22 protein-coding genes are annotated in these 24,499 nt (G+C 31.4%); 6 read left to right on the forward strand and 16 right to left on the reverse strand.

Features of this window, described 5'->3' with window-relative positions; all coding sequences use genetic code 11:
* Nucleotides 1-39: 39 nt before the first annotated feature.
* The 12 genes from Q4512_RS11795 to htpG form a co-directional block, all read right to left on the reverse strand.
* Complete coding sequence (locus Q4512_RS11795; protein ID WP_303424784.1) at nt 40-1,047, reverse strand: transglutaminase domain-containing protein; 1,008 nt, start codon at nt 1,045-1,047, stop codon at nt 40-42.
* Between the two features lie 17 nt (nt 1,048-1,064).
* A complete protein-coding gene (locus Q4512_RS11800; RefSeq protein WP_303424788.1) occupies nt 1,065-1,739 on the reverse strand; it encodes a carboxypeptidase-like regulatory domain-containing protein in 675 nt (224 codons plus the stop codon).
* Between the two features lie 116 nt (nt 1,740-1,855).
* The gene (locus tag Q4512_RS11805) at nt 1,856-2,416 is read right to left on the reverse strand and encodes a hypothetical protein (protein ID WP_303424791.1); all 561 of its coding nucleotides are present in this window, start codon (nt 2,414-2,416) and stop codon (nt 1,856-1,858) included.
* 23 nt (nt 2,417-2,439) lie between these two features.
* Nucleotides 2,440-3,021, reverse strand: a complete 582-nt coding sequence (locus Q4512_RS11810) for a tRNA-(ms[2]io[6]A)-hydroxylase (RefSeq protein WP_303424794.1) — start codon at nt 3,019-3,021, stop codon at nt 2,440-2,442.
* A gap of 1 nt (nt 3,022) precedes the next feature.
* Nucleotides 3,023-4,855 (reverse strand): Xaa-Pro dipeptidyl-peptidase, encoded by a 1,833-nt coding sequence (locus tag Q4512_RS11815; protein WP_303424797.1) that lies wholly within the window; start codon nt 4,853-4,855, stop codon nt 3,023-3,025.
* A 232-nt stretch (nt 4,856-5,087) separates the two neighbouring features.
* On the reverse strand, nt 5,088-5,456 hold the full coding sequence (locus tag Q4512_RS11820) for a hypothetical protein (RefSeq protein ID WP_303424799.1): 369 nt from the start codon (nt 5,454-5,456) through the stop codon (nt 5,088-5,090).
* A gap of 31 nt (nt 5,457-5,487) precedes the next feature.
* Nucleotides 5,488-6,465 (reverse strand): endonuclease/exonuclease/phosphatase family protein, encoded by a 978-nt coding sequence (locus tag Q4512_RS11825; protein ID WP_303424800.1) that lies wholly within the window; start codon nt 6,463-6,465, stop codon nt 5,488-5,490.
* A 71-nt stretch (nt 6,466-6,536) separates the two neighbouring features.
* Nucleotides 6,537-7,601, reverse strand: a complete 1,065-nt coding sequence (locus Q4512_RS11830) for a hypothetical protein (protein WP_303424803.1) — start codon at nt 7,599-7,601, stop codon at nt 6,537-6,539.
* 60 nt (nt 7,602-7,661) lie between these two features.
* Nucleotides 7,662-8,609 carry a tRNA-dihydrouridine synthase gene (locus tag Q4512_RS11835; protein WP_303424808.1) on the reverse strand — a complete coding sequence of 316 codons (948 nt, stop codon included), beginning with the start codon at nt 8,607-8,609 and terminating at the stop codon, nt 7,662-7,664.
* Between the two features lie 146 nt (nt 8,610-8,755).
* Entirely contained in the window at nt 8,756-9,913 is a 1,158-nt protein-coding gene (locus tag Q4512_RS11840) for a hypothetical protein (protein WP_303424810.1), read from the reverse strand.
* Nucleotides 9,914-10,421: 508 nt separating this feature from the next.
* Nucleotides 10,422-10,577, reverse strand: coding sequence for a hypothetical protein (locus Q4512_RS11845; RefSeq protein WP_368389419.1), 156 nt, complete (start codon nt 10,575-10,577; stop codon nt 10,422-10,424).
* 568 nt (nt 10,578-11,145) lie between these two features.
* A complete protein-coding gene (gene htpG / locus Q4512_RS11850) occupies nt 11,146-13,059 on the reverse strand; it encodes a molecular chaperone HtpG (RefSeq protein WP_303424814.1) in 1,914 nt (637 codons plus the stop codon).
* A 360-nt stretch (nt 13,060-13,419) separates the two neighbouring features.
* Between htpG and Q4512_RS11855 the strand changes: the two genes are divergently transcribed.
* Nucleotides 13,420-14,430 (forward strand): 3-oxoacyl-ACP synthase III family protein, encoded by a 1,011-nt coding sequence (locus Q4512_RS11855; protein ID WP_303424816.1) that lies wholly within the window; start codon nt 13,420-13,422, stop codon nt 14,428-14,430.
* Between the two features lie 348 nt (nt 14,431-14,778).
* Here Q4512_RS11855 and Q4512_RS11860 read toward each other — a convergent pair whose 3' ends face one another.
* Complete coding sequence (locus Q4512_RS11860; protein WP_303424819.1) at nt 14,779-17,151, reverse strand: outer membrane beta-barrel family protein; 2,373 nt, start codon at nt 17,149-17,151, stop codon at nt 14,779-14,781.
* Between the two features lie 130 nt (nt 17,152-17,281).
* Here Q4512_RS11860 and Q4512_RS11865 point away from each other — a divergent pair, with 130 nt between their 5' ends.
* The gene (locus tag Q4512_RS11865) at nt 17,282-17,644 is read left to right on the forward strand and encodes a CoA-binding protein (protein WP_303424821.1); all 363 of its coding nucleotides are present in this window, start codon (nt 17,282-17,284) and stop codon (nt 17,642-17,644) included.
* Here Q4512_RS11865 and Q4512_RS11870 read toward each other — a convergent pair.
* Complete coding sequence (locus Q4512_RS11870) at nt 17,621-19,057, reverse strand: sodium:solute symporter (protein WP_303424824.1); 1,437 nt, start codon at nt 19,055-19,057, stop codon at nt 17,621-17,623. The genes Q4512_RS11865 and Q4512_RS11870 overlap by 24 nt on opposite strands.
* An 82-nt stretch (nt 19,058-19,139) precedes the next feature.
* On the opposite strand from Q4512_RS11870, the gene recR reads away from it, so the two are divergent.
* From recR to Q4512_RS11885, 3 genes are all read left to right on the forward strand, one after another.
* The gene (gene recR, locus Q4512_RS11875) at nt 19,140-19,757 is read left to right on the forward strand and encodes a recombination mediator RecR (protein WP_303424826.1); all 618 of its coding nucleotides are present in this window, start codon (nt 19,140-19,142) and stop codon (nt 19,755-19,757) included.
* 9 nt (nt 19,758-19,766) lie between these two features.
* Entirely contained in the window at nt 19,767-20,864 is a 1,098-nt protein-coding gene (locus Q4512_RS11880) for a glycosyltransferase family 2 protein (protein WP_303424827.1), read from the forward strand.
* A 103-nt stretch (nt 20,865-20,967) separates the two neighbouring features.
* A complete protein-coding gene (locus Q4512_RS11885; protein WP_303424830.1) occupies nt 20,968-22,299 on the forward strand; it encodes a dihydrolipoamide acetyltransferase family protein in 1,332 nt (443 codons plus the stop codon).
* A 78-nt stretch (nt 22,300-22,377) separates the two neighbouring features.
* On the opposite strand, the gene Q4512_RS11890 is transcribed toward Q4512_RS11885, so the two are convergent.
* Complete coding sequence (locus tag Q4512_RS11890; RefSeq protein WP_303424833.1) at nt 22,378-23,010, reverse strand: glutaredoxin family protein; 633 nt, start codon at nt 23,008-23,010, stop codon at nt 22,378-22,380.
* A 9-nt stretch (nt 23,011-23,019) separates the two neighbouring features.
* Nucleotides 23,020-23,643: a glutaredoxin domain-containing protein gene (locus Q4512_RS11895; protein WP_303424835.1), complete on the reverse strand. Its 624-nt coding sequence runs from the start codon at nt 23,641-23,643 to the stop codon at nt 23,020-23,022.
* A gap of 69 nt (nt 23,644-23,712) precedes the next feature.
* Here Q4512_RS11895 and Q4512_RS11900 point away from each other — a divergent pair, with 69 nt between their 5' ends.
* The gene (locus Q4512_RS11900; RefSeq protein WP_303424837.1) at nt 23,713-24,489 is read left to right on the forward strand and encodes a 3'-5' exonuclease; all 777 of its coding nucleotides are present in this window, start codon (nt 23,713-23,715) and stop codon (nt 24,487-24,489) included.
* The last annotated feature ends 10 nt before the right edge of the window (nt 24,490-24,499 follow it).

Raw genomic sequence — 24,499 nt, forward strand, 5'->3', positions numbered from 1 at the left:
TAGATTAATCTTGTGTTAATTATAATTAGATTCCATTTTTTAGTTTTTTGTAATCTCAAAAATATAAGTTGCAACGATATCCTCTTCCAATTTTAAATGCACATCATAATTGCCCTTTTGCTTAAATTGATATCGAAAAGAAAGGATACCATTTTCGTTTTTAAGAGCATAAATTTTAAATGGTTTTTCAAGTAATCCAGAGTATTGAATCAATTTTACTTTATCAGTGCTTATCTTTTTTAAAGTTTTAAAGCGGAATTCAATTTCTTGGTATACTTCAGAATTGATTTTCATTTCCTCTGGAAGTAAAGGAATTATTTTATGAGTAAAAGTATCGCCATAAACTAGGGGTGAAGCCTTAAATTTGGAAGCGATTAATGTACTATCTAACAACCATTTTTTTTGCGAAGGATAATGGTTTTTAGCAAATAATATTGGATTTGTTAAAAAATAACCATCATTATAATCTTGTACAAAACGCGAATAATTAATCATATATCCACTAGACCAAGTTGCATCACATAAATACCATTTGTTGTTTAGTTTTACTGCATTCCAGGAATGGTTTATTAATTCTAAATCCAAAACATTTGCTTCTGTAGATCTGCCGTAACCATTAATAATCTTACATTCTATATTAGCAATAAAACATAATTCTTTAATTAAATAAGCATATCCAGTACACATGGTTTTTTGCTTTTTTAGCAGTTTTTTAAAAGCGATTTTTTTATAGGAATTATTCCATTTTAGATATGCTAAACTGTCGTTTTTTAGTTTTTTTCTTTTCTTAGTTACCTTGTTGTCTTGGTTGGCATCTCCTTTAATATTAGTGCAGACCCAAGTATAGATAGCTCTAAATTTCTCGACATCTGTTTTTAAATTATGTGTAAGATTATAGGCGAGTACAGGAAGGTTTTCTAAACCTGCTCCTTCCTGTAGTTTTGCGGTATTATTAGCAATAGTAAAGTCTATGTTTTTAAAGTCTGAAACCTGTGCTATGGTAGTAATTGAAATAAGAAAAGCGATATAAATACATCTGTTTTTCATATAAAATAAAGTGTTTATTATTTTTTTGAAGCATACACTTTTTTAACAGCAACTTTTCCTGTTAAGATGCAAACATCCATTGACATGTCTACTTGTAAACTTATATTGGAGGTCGAGTTTTCGTCGCTAATTACTACCTTTTTTGTTTGATAGCCAACATAGCTAAATAATAAAACATCTCCTTTTTTTAATTTTTTAGGAAACTCAAAATAGCCATCAAAATCTGTGGATGTTCCAATAGTTGAGTTTTGTAAGATAACAGTAGCAGTAGGTAAAGGCAAACCATTTTCATCCAAAATGGTTCCTTTTACTTCCATTTCTTTTAGTTGGTCTTTGGTATTTATTTCTGAAGAATTTTTGTTAGTTTCTATTTTTTTACTGTCTTGAGCTTGTGCTGGAGCAAGACTAAAAATGGATAAGCATGCTATACCAAAGGCACTAATAAAACTGCGAATTTTACTTTTTTCTGGTTTGTAGTTATAGGTTGTTAATTGCTTGCTATTAAATCTACCACAAGTGTTTTCTGTCTCTCTAGTTTTAAAATAAGACATGATTTCTGGAGCACTCATTTTTGTAAAATCGATGACTTCTTTTTCACAAGAATTACAAAACCCTCCTTTTTTAGTTGGAGAAAATTGGTTGAAATCTTGAGAACAAGGTTTGTTGATGTTTACTTGGATTTGATTTTTCATGATATATAGTGTTAATGTTAGTATGCAACAAACCTATATATCTAATAGATATTTTAAAACCGCTAATTCGTAAAGACTGCTTTTCGGTGCGTGAAGTAGTTGTTTTTGTAAGTGAACTAATTACACAATTTAGGTTTTATACCTAGTTGATTTGCTAATTTTCTTCTTCTTACTGTTATTTTCTTGGGATTGGTTTTTAAAAACTGAATAGGTAATTGTGTTTCTAAAGTAATAGCTTCAAAAGTTGCTTGGTGTTCGAAAAAACATTCGCCTTCAAAGACTTGATTGTTATATGAAAATTGAAATTCAATAGCATATAGAAATTCTGCTATTTTTTTCGATTTACCACCATCAAAAGAACTCGTCGTATGCGAGTAATCGTCTATTCTTTTGTTTGTAATTGTTGCAGTTGTGTAGCTTCCGTATTTTTTTGTTAGTGCTTGTTCGTAATAATAAATAATACTAGACGGAAGTGTAAAAAGCATGAATGTAGAACTTAATACAATAAAAGCAATTCCAAAAAGGATAAACCCATAGCCCTCTTTTTCTATATTATTTCCTAAAAAAATAAAAAAACAGCCAAATAAAATGAAAACCAGCCAAATACCAAGTAGTCCTATATGTTGTTTTAGTGCAAATAGAGTAAAATTTTTTCTGTCGGAAAAAGAGGTTTTCAAAAGTTTAATTTTTTAGGGTAAATCTACCCATGAATCGTTTCGCTTTTTCCATAACTTTTAATGAGTTCTCCTTCAAATTCTAAAAATTTTTCCCAACGTTTTTCTACATCTACACCTTTACCATATTGTCTTGCAAAGCCAATAAAAGTAGTGTAATGTCCTGCTTCACTAATCATTAATTCATGATAAAACTTGGCTAGTTTTTTGTCTTTTATGGTTGTCGATAATAATTTGAATCTTTCACAACTTCTAGCTTCAATCATTGCCGAAAATAAAAGTCTATCTACCAATTGTTGGTGTTTATTTCCTCCTTTAATAATAAATTTAAAAAGTTCGTTTACATAGCTGTCTTTGCGTTCAGGACCTAAAGTATAACCACGTTCCTTAATAATATTATGCACCATTTGAAAGTGCTCTAGTTCCTCTTGTGCAATAATTAAAAGTTCGGTAACTAAATCTACATGTTCGGAGTTTAATGATACTAGTTTTATAGCATTAGTAGCGGCTTTTTGTTCACACCAAGCATGGTCTGTTAAAATCTCTTCTAAGTTAGATTCTGCAATATTTACCCAACGAGGATCGGTTTCTAGTTTAAGTCCTAACATATTAATTTATTGCGTTTTCTAATGCTTTCAATCCATCAACGATTGGTAAAGAAATGCTAGTTTTATCTAAGTCTACAGTAACTTCAGTTCCTGGTTCTGGGTGTAAAGTAAATTCTTTATCACTAGAAAAAATAACCAAACCTATTTGTTGTCCTGCAGGAATTATTTGATCGTCTGGTTGTAAAGTAAACTTTAAATTGTAAAATTCTCCTGGAATTAAAGGAGCACTTTCGCTTAATGATTTAGAGTTTTGCGGATCTGCCCAACCACGGGTAATAATATTATCAGTAATGATTTTAGAGTCTTCTTTCCATGGTAGAGATACCAACCAAACCGATAAGTTTGCAGCTGGTTTACTACTAGAAACACTTATGTTAATCGTACTTTCTCCAGAAATATGCACCTCTTGTTTTAACTCTGGTGTAACAAATAATAGTCTGTTTTTAGACTCTACAGCTGTAGCATGAGCTTTTCCAGAACTTTTAAAATCGTCGATTAAAGTTTCTTGTCCTTGGTTTTTGTTTTGTTCTAAGGAAAGCGTGCCAACTTGATTTCCATTTTTGTTTAGGTATAGGTTTACCGGCTTCGCATTAGGATTAGGATAGGCTGAATATGCAGTAGGGTTTTCGCGTTTGTCATTTTCTCTAACAATCCATGCTTCTGCATCTTTTTCTACACCATTATCGATACCATGAAGGTAGTGTGTAAACCAACGGTTCATCATGGTCATTGGTGGAGGACCACCATGTCCATTTTGGTGGTAATAAATTTGAGAAGGAATGCCTTGTTTTTTCGCTTGCTTAAAAATGCGGTAACTATGCTCTGGCATCACATTCCAATCGTTAAAACCATGCGACATTAATAAAGCCGCATTCATGTATTTCATTTTATTTAAATAATCACGACCAGCCCAAAAATCGTTATAATCTCCGGTAAGTCTGTCCATGCCATTTTTCATTTCGGTATCTCTAACGGTTTTATTGTTGTACGGACGTTTACTCTCGTCTCCACTATGAATAAAATCGTATAGTACATCAATATCTTCACCTAAGTAGCCTCCAGGAGAGCGTACTAATCCGTTCGATCTATAGTAATGATAGTAGGAAGTATTTGGAGCAATAGGAATAATCGCTTCTAAGCCTTCAACACCTGTAGTTGCAGCAGCAAGGGGAATGGTTCCATTATAAGAAGTTCCTGTCATACCAACTTTTCCGGTAGTCCAAGTAGCTTTTACTTCTTCATCTCCATCTTGAGTAGTGTATCCTTTTACACGACCGTTTAACCAATCGATAACTGCTTTTGGAGCAAGAGATTCATTTTCACCACCAACGGTTGGAGCTCCTTGTGATAAACCAGTTCCTGGTGAAGACGAATGTACGACGATATAACCACGAGGTACCCATTTTCTAATATGCGAGTTAGAAATTATTGGTCGTTCCCCTCTGCGAGTAACTTCAGGGTGTACACGTTCTTCATTTGCGGGTTCGCCAAGTTCGTGTTCTACATTCCACATGACTCCAGGAAGGTCTCCTGCTACACCAGCAAAATACGGGCTACTTACATATACTACAGGTAATTTCAAACCTTCGGTATCTGTTTGTTTTGGTCTAGTAACGGCAACATGCATTCGATCTAATTTGTCGTCTCCGTCGGTGTTAAAAGTAGTTTCTACCCATAGATCATGTCTTATCCAATCTTTATTATCGCTAAAACCTTCTACTATTTGTGCTTCTCCATCTTTAAAAACAGGAACCGTTTTGTCTTGTGCAAAACCTGCTGTAACTACTAAAAATAGGAAGGCAAATACTCCTAATGTATTGTACTTTTTTACCATGATAACTTCTTGTTATAAATTGTTGGTACAAGTTAGTTATTTTTTGGAAATAGGGAAGTGCTAAAATGTTAAGGGTATGGTAAATATTTTTAGCAGAAATTAGTTGTGTATTTCAGTAAACATCGAGTGCATAGAAAATGTCTTCGTATTTTTCGTCATTAAGGTTGTTCTAAAAACACATAAATAGCTATTTGTATGCTTTCCGCGAAATCGATATGGTTTTTATACTATTTTAACGGGCTACATTTAGATTTGTTGTAATAATAAGATGCCAAATGGTCGCTGCCCAAAGCCAAAGTATGGCGATGTAAATAATACGAAGTAAGAGTATGGTTTTTATTTTTTTATGTAAAAAATGCCATGCTATTCCTGCAAAAACAAAGCCTAAAGACCAAGCAGTTCCTGCTACTATAACTGCTGGCCAAACCCAGTCTCCAGTCCAGTCGTTAATATTTGGATAGTTATTAAATAAAAAGAAAACGCAATAGTAGAGTGCAAAGCCTAAAAGTCCCATACTTAGTAGACCTAAAATTGCAGCTAGTAAAAAGGCAATAATTGAGAATTTTGAAGTGTAGCTAAGTGGTTTCCAAAGTTTAATCATAATGCAGTTATATTTCCGAAAAAGCGATATTTTATTTAAGTTTAAAATGCATTTCTACGGGTAGGTGATCGGAAGCAGAGCCAAATTTATTTAATACTTTTCCGTCGATATAAGCAATATACTTTTTGGTGTAAAAAATATAATCGATGCGTACTTCTGGTTTTTCGGAGTTATAAGTACAAGCGATATTGTTTTTAGAAAAAGCAGCATTGCCAATGGTTTTAGATTTTAAAAGGGTTTTTATAACAGCATTTTCATCTTTTGCATCACTATTAAAATCACCTAATAAAATAGTAGGGTTGGTAGCTGCATAGGTGTTAAAAATAGCCATTACTTCTTGTAATTGACTAGCACGTGTTTGTGTATTAAAAGCTTCAAGATGAACATTTATTAAAACGACTTCTTGGTTTTCTATGGTTACTTTTACCACTTGTGCTAAACGTTCTAAATAAAAAGCATCTCTATAAAACGGACTGCTTGTAACGCGTTTTAACACCTTTCTTTCTTGACTATTTATTGGATATTTACTTAAAACGGATTGCCCAGAAATCACTTTACCAAAATGAATGGTTGGTGGCCAATATGGAAATGGCACATAGGTTTTATCCCAGTTTACTGTTTCGGCTTCAAAATTGTAACCTAGTTTAGCTATGGTATCATGCTGGTTGATGTGATATGACCTGGAAGCATCAAAATCAATTTCCTGAAAAGCGATAATGTCAGGATTAATATTTTTAAATTCGGTTAATACATGTTGTAAATTAGTATCGAATAGTGTTTTTGGTTTTTCTACAGCAAGATTATTGGTCATACCACTTAAGTAGCCAATATTATAGGTAACAATGCTATAAATGGAATCGGTATCTGTTATTTGTTTTAGTTGATTTACTTCTAGTTTTTGGTAATTATTCTCTGTTAGATTAGAAGCAGAAGCCCAAAAGAAAAAGATTCCGGAAACTAGGAAAAGTATACCAAAACTTACTAGAATTTTTTTTAGTGTTTTTTTCATTTAAAAATTATTCTATAATAATTACTAAATTGTCTATTTGCTATTGTTTTTCTATTCTTTTGGTAATCGTTTTACGATCTAATAATATAGGGGTTCACGTTTTGGTAATTTCTTTTAATAAAGTCTAGAGCAGCTTTTAGTAATTCTCCCATGTTTTTTGCGCGTTTAAATCGTACATCACCTGTTAAAACGAACAAGCCATTTTTTAATTCTTTAACTTTTTCAGGTGTAGAGATGGTATCTTTTTTCATGCATTGCAATAAGTGCTTTAATCGTTTTTGTTCACTTTTTGCACGTTTTGCTAATAAGGAGCGTTCTTCTTTTTTATATTGTTCTATAGATTCTTTTGCTAAAACTTTTAAGCTCATGTTTACAAACGGATTGTTTTCTTTTAAAAACTGAGGTCTGTAAACTTTCGCATTTCCTTCATAGCTTTGTTGGTCAAAATCTACTGCTCGAATTCGGTATTGTTTTCTGTCAAAATCATAACTAATAACAATAACATAGTTGTAGGAGCGCATATCTCCTAATAGTCTTACGAAACAACGTTCGTTAAACTTAACAAACTCTTTAGCCAACTCTCTTTTATCTTGCTCTGAAATCGTATGTAAATGCTCTGTTATGTATATGTCTCCTGGTATTCCAGAAATATGTTCTTCAATTAAAGTGTCTTTGTGAACTAAATAGTTAATATGATTTGGGGATAGAATATCTTCTAGTTCTAAACCATAAATACGGGATGCATCTGCCTTTTTTATGTAAAGAAAAAGGTAGTTGTCGTTTAGTATATTTCGTACTTTAATACGAAAAGGTTTGCTGTTACCAAAAGTGCAAAAATCGATACTATCAATATTTAAATAAGGTAAAATATTATCACTTCCATCTGAATGTAAGATGGAATACATTTGCTTTAAACTGTTGTGTATTTCTTCCCGTTCGTGTTCGGCGTAGAAACAGCTAACCCAAAGGGTATCATTATCGTTTTTATCAAAAATTTCAATAGCTCCTTGAAAACGTAGTAAGTCATCATAATAAATAGGTATTTTTATATTCCTTCCTTGTATCGTAAGATAATTGGATAGCATTTCGTTAATTGGAAATGCTGGTTTTTTTTTAGAAATTAACTTTTTGTCCATTGCTATTGTTTAATGGCTATAAGGTAATTTGATTTTTTTTTAATACCAAGTGTAAAATTATTATTTCTCTTTATTTAAAATTTCTTTTACTGCTTGTTTGTATTTTATTGGATTTCCAGCTTTTTTTATGGCTTTGTATGTTTTTTGCGGATTAGAAAAGGACTGCGAGAAGAATTCCCAGAAGCCTAACATTTTCATTTTTATTGGTGTTGGACCAGAAAGGTATGCATCGTATTGCTGATAAATGGTATCGTGAAATTCGGAGAAAATTTCCCATCTATTTTTGGGATACTCTGTAGTATTATTTTTTATCATACTTGGTAAAAACGGATCTGCAATTAACCCACGACCAATCATAAAATGATCAATACTTGGAAAGCGTTCATCCATTTTTTTAAAAGCTGCAACACTAGTAATATCACCATTGTAATATAGTTTATGTTTGGTACTTGATATACAACGTTGAAATGCATCTAAATCTACAGGGCCTTTGTATAATTGTTTGCCAATTCTAGCATGAATGGCAATACTTTTTAATGGGTATTTATCTAGAATAGGGAAGGTGTCTAAAATTTCTTCGGCGTGATCATAACCCATTCTCATTTTCATGGATACCGTAATATCGGATTCGTTGTGCGCTCTTTTTAAAATCTCGTCAATTTTAGTAGGATTGCAAATTAAGCCAGAACCCATTCCCGATTTGGTAACCATTGGATACGGACAACCTAAATTCCAGTTTAATTCTTTATAGCCTAAACTTTGTACGTATTTTACAACAAATAAAAACTCGTCGGCATCATTGGTCATTACTTGCGGTATTACCTCTAAAGTCGTGTTGTTTTCCGGTTGTAAATCTAATTGATACGATTGCTTGATTTTTAGTTTGCCGTTAAGTCTAATATAAGGCGCGTAAAAAGTATCGATGCCTCCAAAATAATGGTGAAATGCATTACGAAATCTAAAGTCTGTAAAGCCTTGCAAAGGGGAAGATAAAAGTGTGATTGCCATCTAAAAGATTAGTTAGACAAATATAGTTTAAAAATAAAAGCCACTTTGAATAAACAAGGTGGTTTTTATTTTGCACTTGTGATTTTAGGAGTTTTGTTTCTGTATACTGGTTATATAATATAATTGGTGAGCTATTAAGCGCTCTCTTAGCGTTTACATTCTTGTGGTATAGGTGAGTTAGAGTTTGTATATTCCCATCTTCCTTTTTCCACTCCTTTACTATTTGTTAATGTATAACGATCTACTGGCATCCAATGTCTTATAAAAATATCGCCTTCGTCTTTATCTAGTTGTCGGTATTCTTGGATGATTCTTTCCTTTATGCTTTTTTCTTCTGAGTTGGTTTTTTGATCAATTGTTTTCGTTTGGTCTTGGTATTGATATGCAAGTTTTAAAGCGGCTCCAACTTCATCTTTTGCTGTAGCAGATAGACCGCTATCTTTCACACCGACTTCTCCTGTTCGTTTACCATAAACATCAATAGATGCATTAAAGGTATGACCAATAGTCTTTTCTATACTTTTGTAATCTGAACTTTTAAAAGCAGAGGTATATTCTTTATCAAATGTACTTTTTTTATTTTTTGACAAGGTGATAAATTGAAGTTGTTTTGCACTCCATAGTCTTTCATGTTTAAGATAGTAATACGGACTCATAGATAATTGGTCGCTCTTATTTCTATAATCATCATCTGTTATTAATGCCGCTGGAATCGCTTCAATAGAGACCACTTTAGTGCCCCATTCTTCTCCGTTGGTTTCCTCATAATTTTGTGGTGGAGCTAATTCGCTTGTTGAATACTTCACGGGAGCTTTAAGCCTATTTGTGTCTGGTGCTATAATATCTACAGGTATAAACTTTAATTTTGTTTGATCTGTAGAATTCGTAGAAGGAAAAACATATCTATGTGAGGCAAAGTCAAAATTTAAATTTACACCAACTCCTTGTAAATAATTCCATTCTTGCGTTTTATCCTTTTCGATTGCTGGTGGAGGAGCAATTTTAAATATAAATCTCTGGAAGTCAGAGTTTTTATGTTTATCCATGCGAGCACGATCACTTTCTAATTGTACTTGAAACTCAGGCCAGCCAACAACAACAAAGCGGTATTTACCTTCACTAGTTGGATCTGGGTAAATTAGAAATTTATAATAATCATTGTAAGTCGTTGTATTAGGTGGTGTCCATCGCATTAAATGACCACTGGTTCCGGAACCAGATTCTTGAGCAACAAAATCAGGCCCAAAAGTAGTTTTTATTACAAAGTAACAGGTTTTTGATGTTAAAGTTTTGATGATTTCCATGGTGGTTTTGTTTTTATTGGATTAGTAATTATTTCGTTTGATTTTATTAAATCTTTAAAAGAGATTTTTTTGAATACTTTATTTATTAACCTAAAAATGGTTATGCAAACAACAAGTAAAAATAAATGTTGGAATTAATGCGAGCTAACAATTAACGGTTTGTATAATACAAATATATTGCCTTTTGCCAACCTTTTTAAGAGTATAAACACCTGATTATCAAGAATTGATAAGTATGTGGTTTTGATGGTGAATTACTTTGGATTGCTTTTTTTTAAAGGTTATATCGATTCTTTTTATCTTCAGTTGAATGCTGGACAAGGGGGAGTTACAAGCTATTATCCTTTAAAAAATCGTTTAATTAAACAGTCAATTCTTTTATAAAATGATAATTTTTTTTGGATTGAGGCTATAAAAAAACCACCTAGAATAGGTGGTTTTTTTAATTGTTGTTTTATAAGCTGCAGAATCCTTCCTAAAGGCTTTATGTACAGCATGAAAAATGAATTTAATCTTTCTTATCTTGTTGTTCCGTTTGAGTCTGATGGTTAGTAGCGTTTTTTTCTTCGTTATATATGCCATTAGACATACCAATCATAAGTGCAGCAAGAATTAGAAAAGTTTTCCTTTTTATCCAATAGGCGAAGTGCTTGGATTTCTCCAAGACGGTTTTGTTTTTTTGTGTATACATTTTAGTAATGATAAAGGATTATACATTTTTTTATCAGGATACTAGCGTAGACAGAAAATCTGTTCTAGGCTTTGATGTATAAGCAGGAATAGGTATTACAGGAAGTGTTTCTTTGGTTTAAAAAAATGCTTTGCGCTATTTTAGAATCTATCTTTTGATAAAGCGCTATGCGTAACTCTAAAAGAATAAGGGTTTGTGTAGTATAGATATTTTGCAGATTACGATAAGTAATTCGTGCAATAGCTACTTTTTTGGAAAGTATTTTTCTAGCATAAACATAAAATATAGTATGTTTATTGCTAATTTTTTTCTAGTCTTTACAAACGATACTTGCTGTTGTTTACTGTATATATTGAGGAATATATAGAACATTCATTAACCGTCAGGCCAAAAATTAGCAGGAAGGAAATAAGATGTTTTAGGTAGTTCATCAATGTATATATATATGGTATGTAAATTAAATAAAAACCACCTCGAAAGGTGGTTTTGTGTTTTAAGTAATGAAAATCAGATTCTCTTTTTCAAGGGAATTGTACTTCACTTACTTTATCATTTCATAGCTACGTTTAATAAAATTAGTTAATTCTTCCCCTTTTAATAAACCTTGAGAAAGTCTTGCTAAATCTAAACTTTGCGTAATTAAACGTTCTTGTTTCTTTTTGGTTTTAGTGCTTAAAATTTCACTCACCAATTCAGAATTTGTGTTTACAATAAGATTATGCATATCTGGCATATTACCAAACATTTGCATTCCGCCACCACCAGTTTGCTGCATTTCTTTCATTCTACGCATAAATTCTGGTTGTGTAATCATAAAAGGCGAAGCACTGCTATCCATTGCTTCTAATTGTACAGTGAATTTTTCAGAAGGAATTACCTCTTTTAATAATTCGTCTAAAGCTTTTGTTTCGTCTTCGCTTAATTTTGAAATTGCGGTATCTTCTTTTTTGATTAAATTATCAATATGATCTCCATCTACACGAGCAAAAGAAATGTTTTCTTTTGTACTTTCTAATTTCTGAATTAAATGCGATACAATTGGAGAATCTAGCATTAAAACTTCATATCCTTTTGCTGTAGCAGCTTCAATATAACTGTGTTGTTCGTCTTTATTGGAAGCATATAGAATAACCAGTTTGTCGTCTTTATCGGTTTGTTTTGCTTTTATTTTATTGAATAACTCTTCGTAGGTATAGAATTTTCCATCAACAGTAGGGTATAATGCAAATGCATCTGCTTTTTCAAAGAATTTTTCTTCGGAAAGCATTCCGTATTCAATAACAATTTTAATATCATCCCATTTAGATTCAAAATCTTCACGATTGGCATTAAATAAAGATTTTAATTTGTCGGCTACTTTTCTAGTAATATAAGACGAAATCTTTTTTACTGCACCATCTGCTTGTAAATACGAACGAGAAACGTTTAAAGGAATATCTGGCGAATCAATTACACCACGAAGCATGGTTAAAAATTCTGGAACAATACCTTCAACATTATCGGTTACGAATACTTGGTTTTGGTATAGTTGAATTTTATCTTTTTGCACATTTAAATCGTTTGTCATCTTAGGGAAATATAAGATTCCTGTAAGATTAAAAGGATAATCAACATTTAAGTGAATGTGAAATAAAGGCTCTTCAAATTGAGCTGGATATAATTCTTGGTAGAAACTTTTATAGTTTTCATCTTCTAATTCTGTTGGCTGTTTGGTCCAAGCTGGATTAGGGTTATTGATAATATTATCTACCGTTATTTTTTTCTGAGGCTCTGTTGTTTCTTTTCCTTCTGCATCTTTTGTTGTTGCAGGAGTATGTTCAGGATCATTAATTTCTTTGGTTCCAAACTTAATTGGAATAGGCATGAACTTATTGTATTTGCTCAATAAACTGCCAATTCTTGCTTCTTCTAAAAACTCTGTAGAATCTTCCGCAATGTGCAAAATAATTTCTGTACCTCTATCTGTTTTGTCAGCTTCTTCTAAAGTGAATTCTGGAGAACCATCACATGTCCAATGTGCAGCTTTTGTACCATCTTTGTGTGATTTGGTAATGATTTCTACTTTTTCAGCAACCATAAATGCCGAATAAAAACCTAAACCAAAATGACCAATAATTCCAGAGTCTTTTGCAGCGTCTTTATATTTATCTAAAAATTCTTCGGCTCCAGAAAAAGCTACTTGGTTGATGTATTTTTCAACCTCTTCAGCAGTCATTCCTAATCCTTGATCAATGATGTGAAGTTTCTTTCCTTCTTTATCAATTTTTACTTCAATTTTAGGGTTTCCATAATCGGATTTTGATTCCCCAATACTTGTAAGGTGCTTCAGTTTTAAAGTAGCATCTGTACCATTACTAATAAGCTCACGTAAAAATATTTCGTGATCGCTGTATAAAAATTTCTTGATTAATGGGAAAATGTTTTCTACCGAAACATTAATTTTTCCTTTTGACATGATTATTTGTTTTTTAAATGTTTCCCACGAAAGTGAAAAATGGTTTAAACTTAGTTTTATTATTGTTACCCATTGGTAGGCAACAAAAATGCCAATTGATAAAAAGTGACAAGATGGCATTAACTAAGCAGTTATAAATTGGATGGATGTAATTGATTATTGTAAAATAAAGAAGCTCGCTTTTAAGGCGAATAGATAATAGCAGAAATTTTTATTACAGGATAAATATTATGCATGCATAATAAATAAAAATTTATTTTGAAACCATTATTTACGAAATACTTAAATTGCGAGTCTATTTATTAGTAAATTAATAATCTACGTTTCGCTTTTAGCAGAAATAAAAATAAAATATTCTCGATGTATAATTCCAAAATAATAGGGCTTGGTCATTATGTTCCTGATAACGTTGTAACTAACGACGATTTGTCTAAAATGATGGAGACCAATGATGCCTGGATAACAGAACGAACAGGAATAAAAGAGAGACGTTGGGTAAAGCCAGAAACGGGAGACACTACAGCAACCATGGGTGTAAAAGCTGCTAAAGTAGCTATAGAACGAGCTGGAATAGATAAAGAGGAGATCGATTTTATTGTATTTGCAACCTTAAGTCCAGATATGTATTTTCCTGGTCCTGGAGTACAAGTTCAACATGCATTAGGAATAAAAACTATTGGAGCTCTAGATGTTAGAAACCAATGCTCTGGATTTGTATATGCTATTGCTGTTGCAGATAATTTTATAAAAACAGGAATGTATAAAAACATTCTTGTTATAGGTAGTGAGTTACATTCTCGAGGTTTAGATAAAACAACAAGAGGAAGAGGAGTTTCTGTAATTTTTGGAGATGGTGCAGGAGCTGCAATATTAACTCGTGAAGAAGATAATTCTAAAGGAATTTTATCTACACATTTACATAGTCAAGGGCAACATGCCGAAGAATTAGCACTTGTAGCTCCAGGAATGGCAACACGTTGGGTAACAGATATTCTAGCAGATGATGATCCAGATGATGAAAGTTATTTTCCGCACATGAATGGGCAATTTGTATTTAAAAATGCAGTTGTTCGTTTTAGTGAAGTAATTATGGAAGGCTTAAACAAAAACGGATTGGAAAAAGAAGCAATAGATATGTTAATTCCGCATCAAGCGAATTTACGCATTGCGCAATTTATTCAGAAAAAATTTGGGTTAACCGATAATCAAGTGTTTAATAACATTCAAAAATACGGAAACACAACTGCAGCATCTATACCAATAGCTTTAACTGAAGCTTGGGAAGAAGGAAAAATAAAAGAAGGAGACACTGTTGTACTTGCTGCTTTTGGTAGTGGTTTTACTTGGGGAAGTGTAATTATTAAGTGGTAATAAATTACTAAGAAAGCTAAAACTTATATTTAATGAAATAAAAAAAAATCCGAATACTTAGCAAATTCGGATTTTTTCTTGTTGTAAACGTAATTACAACAATCACTTCAATTAATATATTGTATTAAAAGGACTAATTCAAACATAATATAATAGTTGGTGGTTGTTTGAGTTTAACGTAGTTTATTGTTTTTTATTGTATTGATTATCAGGTTTTAACGTATTTTAACAATTGTTGTGTAAAAAAACAAAAACCCAAAGCAATGACACCTTGGGTTTTCTTATTTAATAACCATACATTAACACTAACCATCAACTATTATGTTGGTTATTAAATTTATTTTTTTTCTATATAAATCCGCCACCAGATTTTTCATTGTTATCTCTCTGTTTTCTACTTAAAGCTTTATATTTTCCACCACCAAACCTGTAGTTTAATCCAACTTGCCAAGCATTACTTTCCCAATTAAATTCTCCATGTGAAGGATAAGGACGTTCTTGGTCAAACTCAAATTTCATAGTATTAAAAATGTCATTATAGCCAAAACTTAACGTTGCTTTATTGTCTAAGAACGTGTAGCGTAGACCTGTGTTTACTAGTATCATTGGTTTTGTAATAAATTGTAAACCTTCGTCTTCACCTCTGTACATACCAAATAAAGAAAAGCTTATTTTTTTTGAGACTTTAAAATTATTGTTCATTCTAATATTAAAGTTTGCATTATGGATATCAACATTTTCTAGCTCGACAACACCTTTTACATTTTTCAGGTAATATTCTGCACTTGTATTAATATTCCACCACTTTGTTGGTCTATAGTTGCTAGAAGCTTCAAAACCATAAGCAGCATTTTTGTCGAAATTATCATAAGTTAATAATACGTTGTTTGGGTCTTCTGGATCAATATATACAGCCCTGTTGATTTCGTCTTTAATGACTCTATAAAATGCTCCAGCTGTTATGCTTCCTTTTTCTAATTGTCTTGTGTAATTAAATTCTATAGAGTTGGTAAACTGTTGTTTTAGTTCTGGGTTTCCAACAGAGGTTAATCTTGGTGTGCTCCATTCTCTAATAGGATTTATTTGCCCTAATCCAGGTCTATCTACACGACGACTAAAGCTTAATTGGTAGCTGTTTTTTTCGGATGCTTTATAGCTTACAAAAGCCGAAGGATATATGCTTAATTGATCATCAGTAAATTTTGCGTTTTCTTGCGTGTTTTGTGCAAAATTAGCTTCAACTTCATATTGTTCTATACGAGCTCCAACTTGATACGACCATTTTTCGTAGGTTTTTCCAAAGGTGGCATAAAAAGAATAGATGTTTCGGTCGTATTCGTAATTAGAATCCAAAAAATTAACATTGTTAGTATTGTAGTCGTTTTCAGAATTATTTACTCTGTATTCTGCACCAATTTCTAGTTTTGTACTTTCAGATAATGGGTTGGTGTAATCAATATTTAAAAGTGTGTTTGTTCTTTTATTATCTACTAAATCTAAATAATTTGGTGCATTAGAAAAACTAAAATTAGCTGTCTCATCGCTATTAAAAACGCTATAATCACCTTCTAAAATAATGTTGTGTCCTTCTTTTTTAAAATCGTGTTTAAAAGAACTATTGTAAGTAGAAGTGTTGTTGTCATTAATATTATTGAATCTTTGACGAAGATCAGAATCGTTATTATCTAAATAAAGTAGATCTGTAATACCTTTGGTTTTACCATCATGAATATTTTGATTGGTGTATATAGAAAATGTATTTCTGTCATTTATATAATAATCTACGCCAATCTTATATAAGTGTGATTTGTTGTTATCGTAAAACTGAAATAACTGTTGTGTGTTGTCGTCAAACCTATCTATTTGTCCATTATTGTTTCCTTTTCTATAGCTAGTACCATAGTTTCCGTAAAAGTTAAATTTTCCATTTCGGTAATTTAAATTTATAGCACTATTAAAGTTTGCGTTAATTTCTTTTCTTAAACCTAAATCAATACTTCCATTAAAACCTAGTTTAGTATTTTTATGAAGAATAATATTAATAATCCCGCTCATGCCTTCTGGGTTGTATTTTGCTGAAGGATTTGTAATTAATTCTACACTTTTTACAGAAGAAGAAGGAATTTGTTTTAATAATTGTGCAGCAGGAACATTGGTAGGTTTACCATCTACAAGTACTCTAACATTTTCGTTACCACGTAAGCTAATGTTTCCGTTTTGACTATCTACACTAACCGAAGGGAGGTTATTCATAATCTCGCTAGCTGTGGTTCCTGTAGTGGTTAAGTCTTTACCTACTGTTATAACTTTTCTATCTACTTTTTGTTGAATGGTAGATACTTCGGCAACAATAGTTACTTCGTCTAATCCAGTAGCTTGTTCTTCTAGTGCTATGGTTCCTAAATCTATTTTATTATTGTTAGAAGTAATATTTATTTCTTGAGTAATTGTCTTGTAACCAATAAATTGAATACTTACAAAGGTTTTTCCTAAAGGGATATCTGCTACTTTAAAATAACCATCGTCATCTGTGATACTTCCTGTAATTATTTTATCTGCACTGTTTTTAATAACAATGGTTACATAAGGTAAGGGTTCGTTTAATGTTTCGTCTATTACTTTACCAGAAATGGTTCCAGATTTAAATAAAGGTCTTGTAGAGGTTTGTGCTTGTATTGTAAGAGTTAACAATAGCAAGAAAACTGCGATTCGTTTTTTCATTTGATTGATTGATTGATTGATTGATTGATTGATTGATGTTTGTTAATAATAGTATAGACGACTACTTTTACATCTTGTTACCGTTTTTAACATTCGTTAACAAATTTTAACATTATAAAACAAAAAGAATATGAATAAAAAAACATTGGTGTTTGGAGCTTCTTTAAAACCAGATAGATATTCTAATATTGCATTACAAAAATTAGTAAACTATAAACACAAAACTGTTGCTTTTGGTTTACGAAAAGGAGAAGTAGCTGGAGTGATAATAGATACCCAATTAAAATTATATAAAGACTTAGATACAGTGACCTTGTATATAAATCCGAAAAGACAAAAGGAATATTATATGCATATAATTTCTTTGCAACCTAAGCGAGTAGTTTTTAACCCAGGAACCGAAAATCCTGAGTTTTATTCTATTTTAAAAGAAAATAATATTGCTTTTGAAGAAGCTTGTACTTTGGTTTTACTTTCTACGAATCAATACTAATCCTATAAAGGTAAGTAGACCATTTAGAATTAAAATAAAGAACCCAAATTCGAATCCAAACCACTTTAAGCTATTCACACTAATTATGTAAGATAAAATAGGAGAAAGTATAGCTATTATTGGTACAATTTTATCTTTTACTTGCCATTTAGTAAATAAACCAAAGGCATATAAACCTAAAAGAGGACCATATGTATAACCCGCAAAAACAAAGAGTTTAGCAATTACACTTGCATCTTTAATTATATATTTAAAAGCAATTATTACTAAAATTAATATAAGAGATATTAATATATGAATGCGTTTTCTAATTTGTACTTGTTTTTCTGGATTGTGTTTTTTTTCAATATCTAAAATATCAATACTAAAAGAAGTGGTTAAAGAAGTTAAAGCAGAATCTGCACTACTATAAGCTGCAGCAATTAATCCTAAAAGAAAAAAGGCAAAAACACCAATACTTAGATGATTTTTAGCAAGAATAGGAAATAAGTCATCCTTATGTGCGTCTATACCATTTTGTTGCGCATAAACGGTTAGAAGTAGTCCTAAGCTTAAAAAGATGAAGTTTACAATAGTTAGTACAATTGTAAACCAAAACATGTTTTTTTGTGCATCTTTCAACGTTTTGCAAGTTAGGTTTTTTTGCATCATATCTTGGTCTAATCCTGTCATAACTATAGCAATAAAAGCACCAGATATAAATTGTTTCCAGAAGTAGTTTCCAGATTTAAAATCATCAAAAAAGAACGTTTTACTTAAGTCACTATCTAAAACAAACCCTAGAATATTTTGTCCTTCTAAATTCAAGGACTCACTAACAAAATATATGGCAACACCAACAGCTATAAGCATAAATAGAGTTTGTAAAGTATCTGTCCATACAATAGTTTTTATTCCAGATTTAAAAGTATATAACCAAATTAAAAGCACTGTAATAGTAACGGTTTGCCAGAATTCAACCCCTAGTTCATCAAACAAAATAATTTGTAGAACATTAGCAACTAAAAACAATCTAAAACTAGCTCCAATAATTCTAGATATTATAAAAAAAGAAGCACCAGTTTTATAAGAATAGTTACCAAAACGTTCTTCTAAATAGGTGTAAATAGAGGTAAGGTTTAATCGATAGTATAAAGGAAGTAAAACAGTACCAATCACTAAATAACCTACAATATAACCTAAAACTACTTGCATATAGCTAAATTGGGAAGCTTCAATCCATCCAGGAACAGAAATAAATGTTACACCAGAAAGCGAAGCACCTATCATACCAAAAGCAACAACATACCAAGGCGATTGTTTGTTTCCTTTAAAAAAGGCATCATTTCCAGACTTTTTACCAGTTAAATAAGAGATTATTATTAACACCCCAAAATAGGCTGCAATAAGTAAAATAATTTGTGTAGCTGTCATAGATTATAATTAAAGTAGGCAAAATACAAATTACTTTAAAAGATACTCAAACAAGTTGATAATAAATATTAAATTCGCAACCATGGAATTTTCTTCAAAACTATTAGAAAGCGCAGTAAACGAAATGTCACAATTACCAGGAATAGGTAAGCGTACGGCATTACGTCTGGTTTTGCATTTGCTAAGACAACCAGAAGAACAGACTTTAAAACTATCCAAAGCTTTAGAGAATATGCGTTCTCATATTAAGTTTTGTACATCTTGTCACAATATTAGTGATGTGGATTTGTGCGAAATTTGCGCAAATCCACATAGAAATCAAGAATTAATTTGTGTTGTAGAAGACGTAAAAGACGTTATGGCAATAGAAAACACAAGTTCTTTTAGAGGATTATATCACGTATTAGGCGGGAAAATTTCGCCAATGGATGGTGTTGGTCCACACGATTTAAATGTTACCTCTTTAGTAGAAAAAGTGAAATTAGGTCAAGTAAAAGAACTTATTTTTGCCTTAAGCTCTACTATGGAAGGCGATACCACCAATTTTTATATTTTTAAGCAAATTCAAGATTACAACATAATAACCTCTACAATTGCAAGAGGAATTTCAGTTGGTGATGAATTAGAATATGCCGACGAAATCACATTAGGAAGAAGTATTATTAATAGAATACCTTTTGAAACTTCTTTAAAATCTTAAATACTTTATTTGAAACTTTCTATAATCATATTAAATTATAATGTTCGCTACTTTTTAGACTTATGCCTACAAAGTGTGCAAGCTGCTATTGCAAATTTAGACGCAGAAATTATTGTGGTAGATAATAATTCGCCAGACGATAGCTGTGTTATGATAAAGCAAAAATATCCCAATATAAAACTGATTGAAAATAAAGAGAATTCCGGATTTTCCACTGGTAATAATATTGGAGTTGCTCAAGCTAAAGGTGAATATATTTGTATATTAAATCCAGATACAGTTGTTGCTGAAGATACTTTTATAAAGATTTTAAGTTTTGCCGAAAAACAAGAGAAGTTAGGAGCAATTGCGTGTAAATTAATTGATGGAAGTGGAAATTTTCTTCCAGAAAGTAAGCGTAATATTCCTGTGGTAAAAGTAGCTTTTCAAAAAATGATTGGAAACGCTAAAAACTACTATTCTAACCATTTAAAAGAAGATGAAATTGGAAAAATAGATATTCTTGTTGGTGCTTTTATGTTTATGAAACGTAATGTTTATGATGAAGTAAAAGGTTTTGATCAAGACTATTTTATGTATGGTGAAGATGTCGACTTGTCGTATAAAATTTTAAAAGCAGGCTATCAAAATTATTATTTTGGCGAAACGACAGTTATACATTATAAAGGAGAAAGCACATTAAAAGATGCCGAATATGCAAAACGCTTTTATGGAGCAATGCAGATTTTTTATGAAAAACATTTTAAAAGCAATATCCTTTTCGATGCTTTAGTGTGGTTCGGAATTCAGTTTGCCATACGTTTTAGAAAAGCACCTCCTATAGAACCCAAAGCAGTAAGTAGTTATGCTTTTTTTTCTTATACTAAAGATCCAGGTTTTATAAAAAACTTGCCATTTGAAGCATCTCAAATTACAGAGGTAAAAGATGTTAGGCCAAATGCAGAAGTAATTTTTGATGCCAATACAATGCATTACAATGAAATTATTAAGCATCTATTAGAATTACAAAAAAATAATACACATACATTTAAAATTATTCCGAAAAGTTCTAATTTTATCATCGGAAGTAACGACTCGCAAAACCGAGGAGAGATTCTTCATTTTTAAATAAAAACACACTTTGTTAAATCTTAGTGAATAATGAACGAAATCGTTCTTTTTTTATTAATTTTGCAAAACAAAAATAAAAACTAAGGCTTACGTTATAGATATGGCAAAATTTGAACTGAAATTACCTAAGATGGGAGAGAGTGTTGCAGAAGCAACAATTACCTCATGGCTAAAACAAGTTGGAGAAACTATTGAAGAAGATGAAGCGATTTTAGAAATAGCTACAGATAAAGTAGATAGCGAAGTGCCAAGTGAAGTAGATGGCGTTTTGGTTGAAATATTGTTTAATGTAGACGATGTTGTACAAGTAGGTCAAACCATTGCTATTATTGAAACAGATGCTAATAATACTGTTACTACTTCTGCTCCAAAAGTTGAAGAGGTAAAACCAGAAACTCCAGTAGAATCAGTAGAAAAAGTAGCGCAAACGGTTGTAGCAGCAAAAGAAACTACTGCTCCTGTAATTTCTAGTGGCGAACGTTTTTATTCTCCTTTAGTAAAAAATATAGCAAAGAAAGAAGGAATAACGCAAGCAGAGTTAGATACACTTCCAGGAACAGGAAAGGAAGGTCGTGTTACCAAGAATGATATTTTAAATTACTTAAAAAATAAAGGTGCGCAACAAAGCACAAAAGCTTCACCTACACAAGATATTAATGCTGTTAAAGCTACAAATACAACTGCAAAACCAAAAGCAGAGGTAGCTCCTGCAGTAGTAAGTGGTGAAGATGAGATTATTGAAATGACAAGAATGGGCAAATTAATTGCGCATCACATGGTAGAGTCTGTGCAAAAAAGCGCACATGTACAAAGTTTTATTGAAGCAGATGTAACTAAAATTTGGAATTGGAGAAAGAAAGTAAAAGACGATTTCATGAAACGTGAAGGAGAAAATTTAACTTTCACACCAATTTTTATGGAGGCGGTAGCAAAAGCACTTCGCGATTTTCCTATGCTTAATATTTCGTTACAAGGAGATACTATTATTAAAAAGAAAAATATTAACCTTGGTATGGCAGCAGCTTTACCAGATGGAAACTTAATAGTTCCTGTTATTAAAAATGCAGACCAATTAAATCTAGTTGGTATGACAAAACAGGTAAATAGTTTGGCTAATAAAGCTCGCGAAAACAAATTGAAACCAGACGATATCCAAGGAGGAACTTATACTGTAACGAATGTTGGTACCTTTGGTAGTATTATGGGGACTCCTATAATTAATCAACCTCAAGTAGGTATTCTTGCTTTAGGAGCAATACGTAAAATGCCTGCAGTTATAGAAACTCCAGAAGGAGATTTTATTGGTATACGTTACAAAATGATAATGTCTCACTCTTATGACCACAGAGTTGTAAATGGAGCACTTGGCGGACAGTTTGTAAAAGCTGTTAAAGATTATCTAGAGGCTTGGGACAGCAATAGGGAAATATAATTTCTGTAAAGAAGGAAATCTTAAGAATAAAAAAAAGCACCATTTTAAATGGTGCTTTTTTTATAATAATGCGACTTGTTAATAATGCGCTTGTAAGGTTTTAATTAATTCTTTTTGGGTTTTTATATTGGTGTAAAGGGAATCATCGATTTTTAAAACAGGAACCGTCGCTTTACTTTTTAGATCCTTCTTTTTAAACTCTTTAAGTAAACCTATTAAATAGGTCGAATCTTGATCAATATTTATTTCTTGATAATTTATTTTATTATCACTTAAAGTGCTTTTAGTTTGATTACATAACAAACAGTTTTCTTTAGTAAATAAAGTAACCGTTTTAGCGGTTAGCGCATCGTCAATTTTAAAATCTAAACCAATGTCATCTTTTTGCATGGTAATTTCATAGCTAACTTCATTAACAACCAAAGTGTAATTGTATTTAGATTCCTCATTAACAAGTTTAACTAATGTAATCATTCTTACTTTAGAGTTTGCAGGAATCGTTTTAATAATTGGTCTTGCGCTACTTCGTCTATAGCCAGTTGCATCTACTTTTAAAAACACATCATAAGAAATGTCATTGGTGTTTACAGCAAAAAGTTCTACGCGTTTTCCTGTACTTTTTTCTTCAATACGAACAAACTCATGGTCGTTTTGTGCTATTGTAGGTATGGTAAATAATAGTATAAAAATACTTAAAAATAGAAATTTCATTATTTGTAATTAAAAGTGATTTTTTAAAGCCTTAATAAGTTTGTCTCTGCTTTCTAGTCTATTGTATATGGAATCTTCAATTTCTATAATAGGAACAAGAGAAGTCTTGTCGTTCTTTCTATTTAGAAGCTCTTGCTGTATTTTTTGGTAATACTCTTTGTCTTCATCAATATTATAAATAGTATGTACAATATTATTGTCACTAAATAATTGAATTGTATTATCACATAAATCGCAGTAGTCTTTCACAAAAACAATAACAGGTTTGTTTTTTTTGCTTTCCTCAAAAGTAAAATCAATAGCGTTGGCTATCTTTTCTTTATCATGTCCAATTTCATTAACAATCATACCAAAACTAAGGTTAGACTCGTCCGATATTTTAATTAAAGAAGCCATTTTTACTTCAGAGTTTGCAGGCACTATTTTTGTAACTGCATTTTGAGCTATTTTTCTATACCCAGCGGCATTAATTTTTATAAAAACTTCATAGTCTGTAGCGCTAGAATTAACAGCATAAACAGCAACGTGTTTCCCTTTTTCTTTCTTTTCAATAGAAATATGAGCATGGTTATTTTGTGCAAAACTTGATGCAGACACAAAAAAAAGTAAAAAATAAAAAGTAATTTTTTTCATTATTAGTTATAGATTTAAAAATAAGATAAATATAATAAAAAGTATATTTGCATAAACCATTCCAAACTAATGAATTTAAATTTAATAAAACCAATTTGTTTCTTCGACTTAGAAACTACAGGAATAAATATTTCAAAGGATAGAATAGTAGAAATTTCTATTTTAAAAGTTTTTCCCGATGGAAAGCAAGAAAGTAAAACCTGGAAAGTAAATCCAGAAATGCATATTCCAGAAGAAGTGACCTTGATTCATGGTATTTCTAACGAAGATGTTGCAGATAAACCAACCTTTAAGGAACTAGCAAAAGAAATTCATAACGTCATTAAAGATGCCGATTTAGGAGGCTTTAACTCCAACCGTTTTGATATTCCACTTTTAGCAGAAGAAATGCTACGTGCAGATGTAGATTTCGATATGAAAAATAGAGTATCTATAGATGTACAAACCATTTTTCATAAAATGGAACAACGTACATTGGTAGCGGCATATAAATTTTACTGCGATAAAGATTTAACAGATGCACATAGTGCAGAAGCAGATACCAATGCAACCTTCGAAGTATTAAAAGCACAAATAGAGAAATACGATACCTTAGAAAATGACACCAAGTTCCTAGCCGAATTTAGCTCTCGAAAAAAGTTTGCTGATTTTGCAGGATTTATTAATTTTAATAAAAATGGAGAAGAATGTTTTTCTTTTGGTAAGCATAAAACTAAGCGTGTTGTAGATGTGTTAAATGACGAGCCAGGTTATTTTGGTTGGTTATTAAATGCCGACTTTCCTTTATATACTAAAAAAGTATTAACAGCTATAAAATTGCGATCATTTAATAATAAATTGGGTTAGAACTTAATAC

This window comes from Oceanihabitans sp. 2_MG-2023, assembly GCF_030547245.1.
Taxonomy (GTDB): domain Bacteria; phylum Bacteroidota; class Bacteroidia; order Flavobacteriales; family Flavobacteriaceae; genus Oceanihabitans.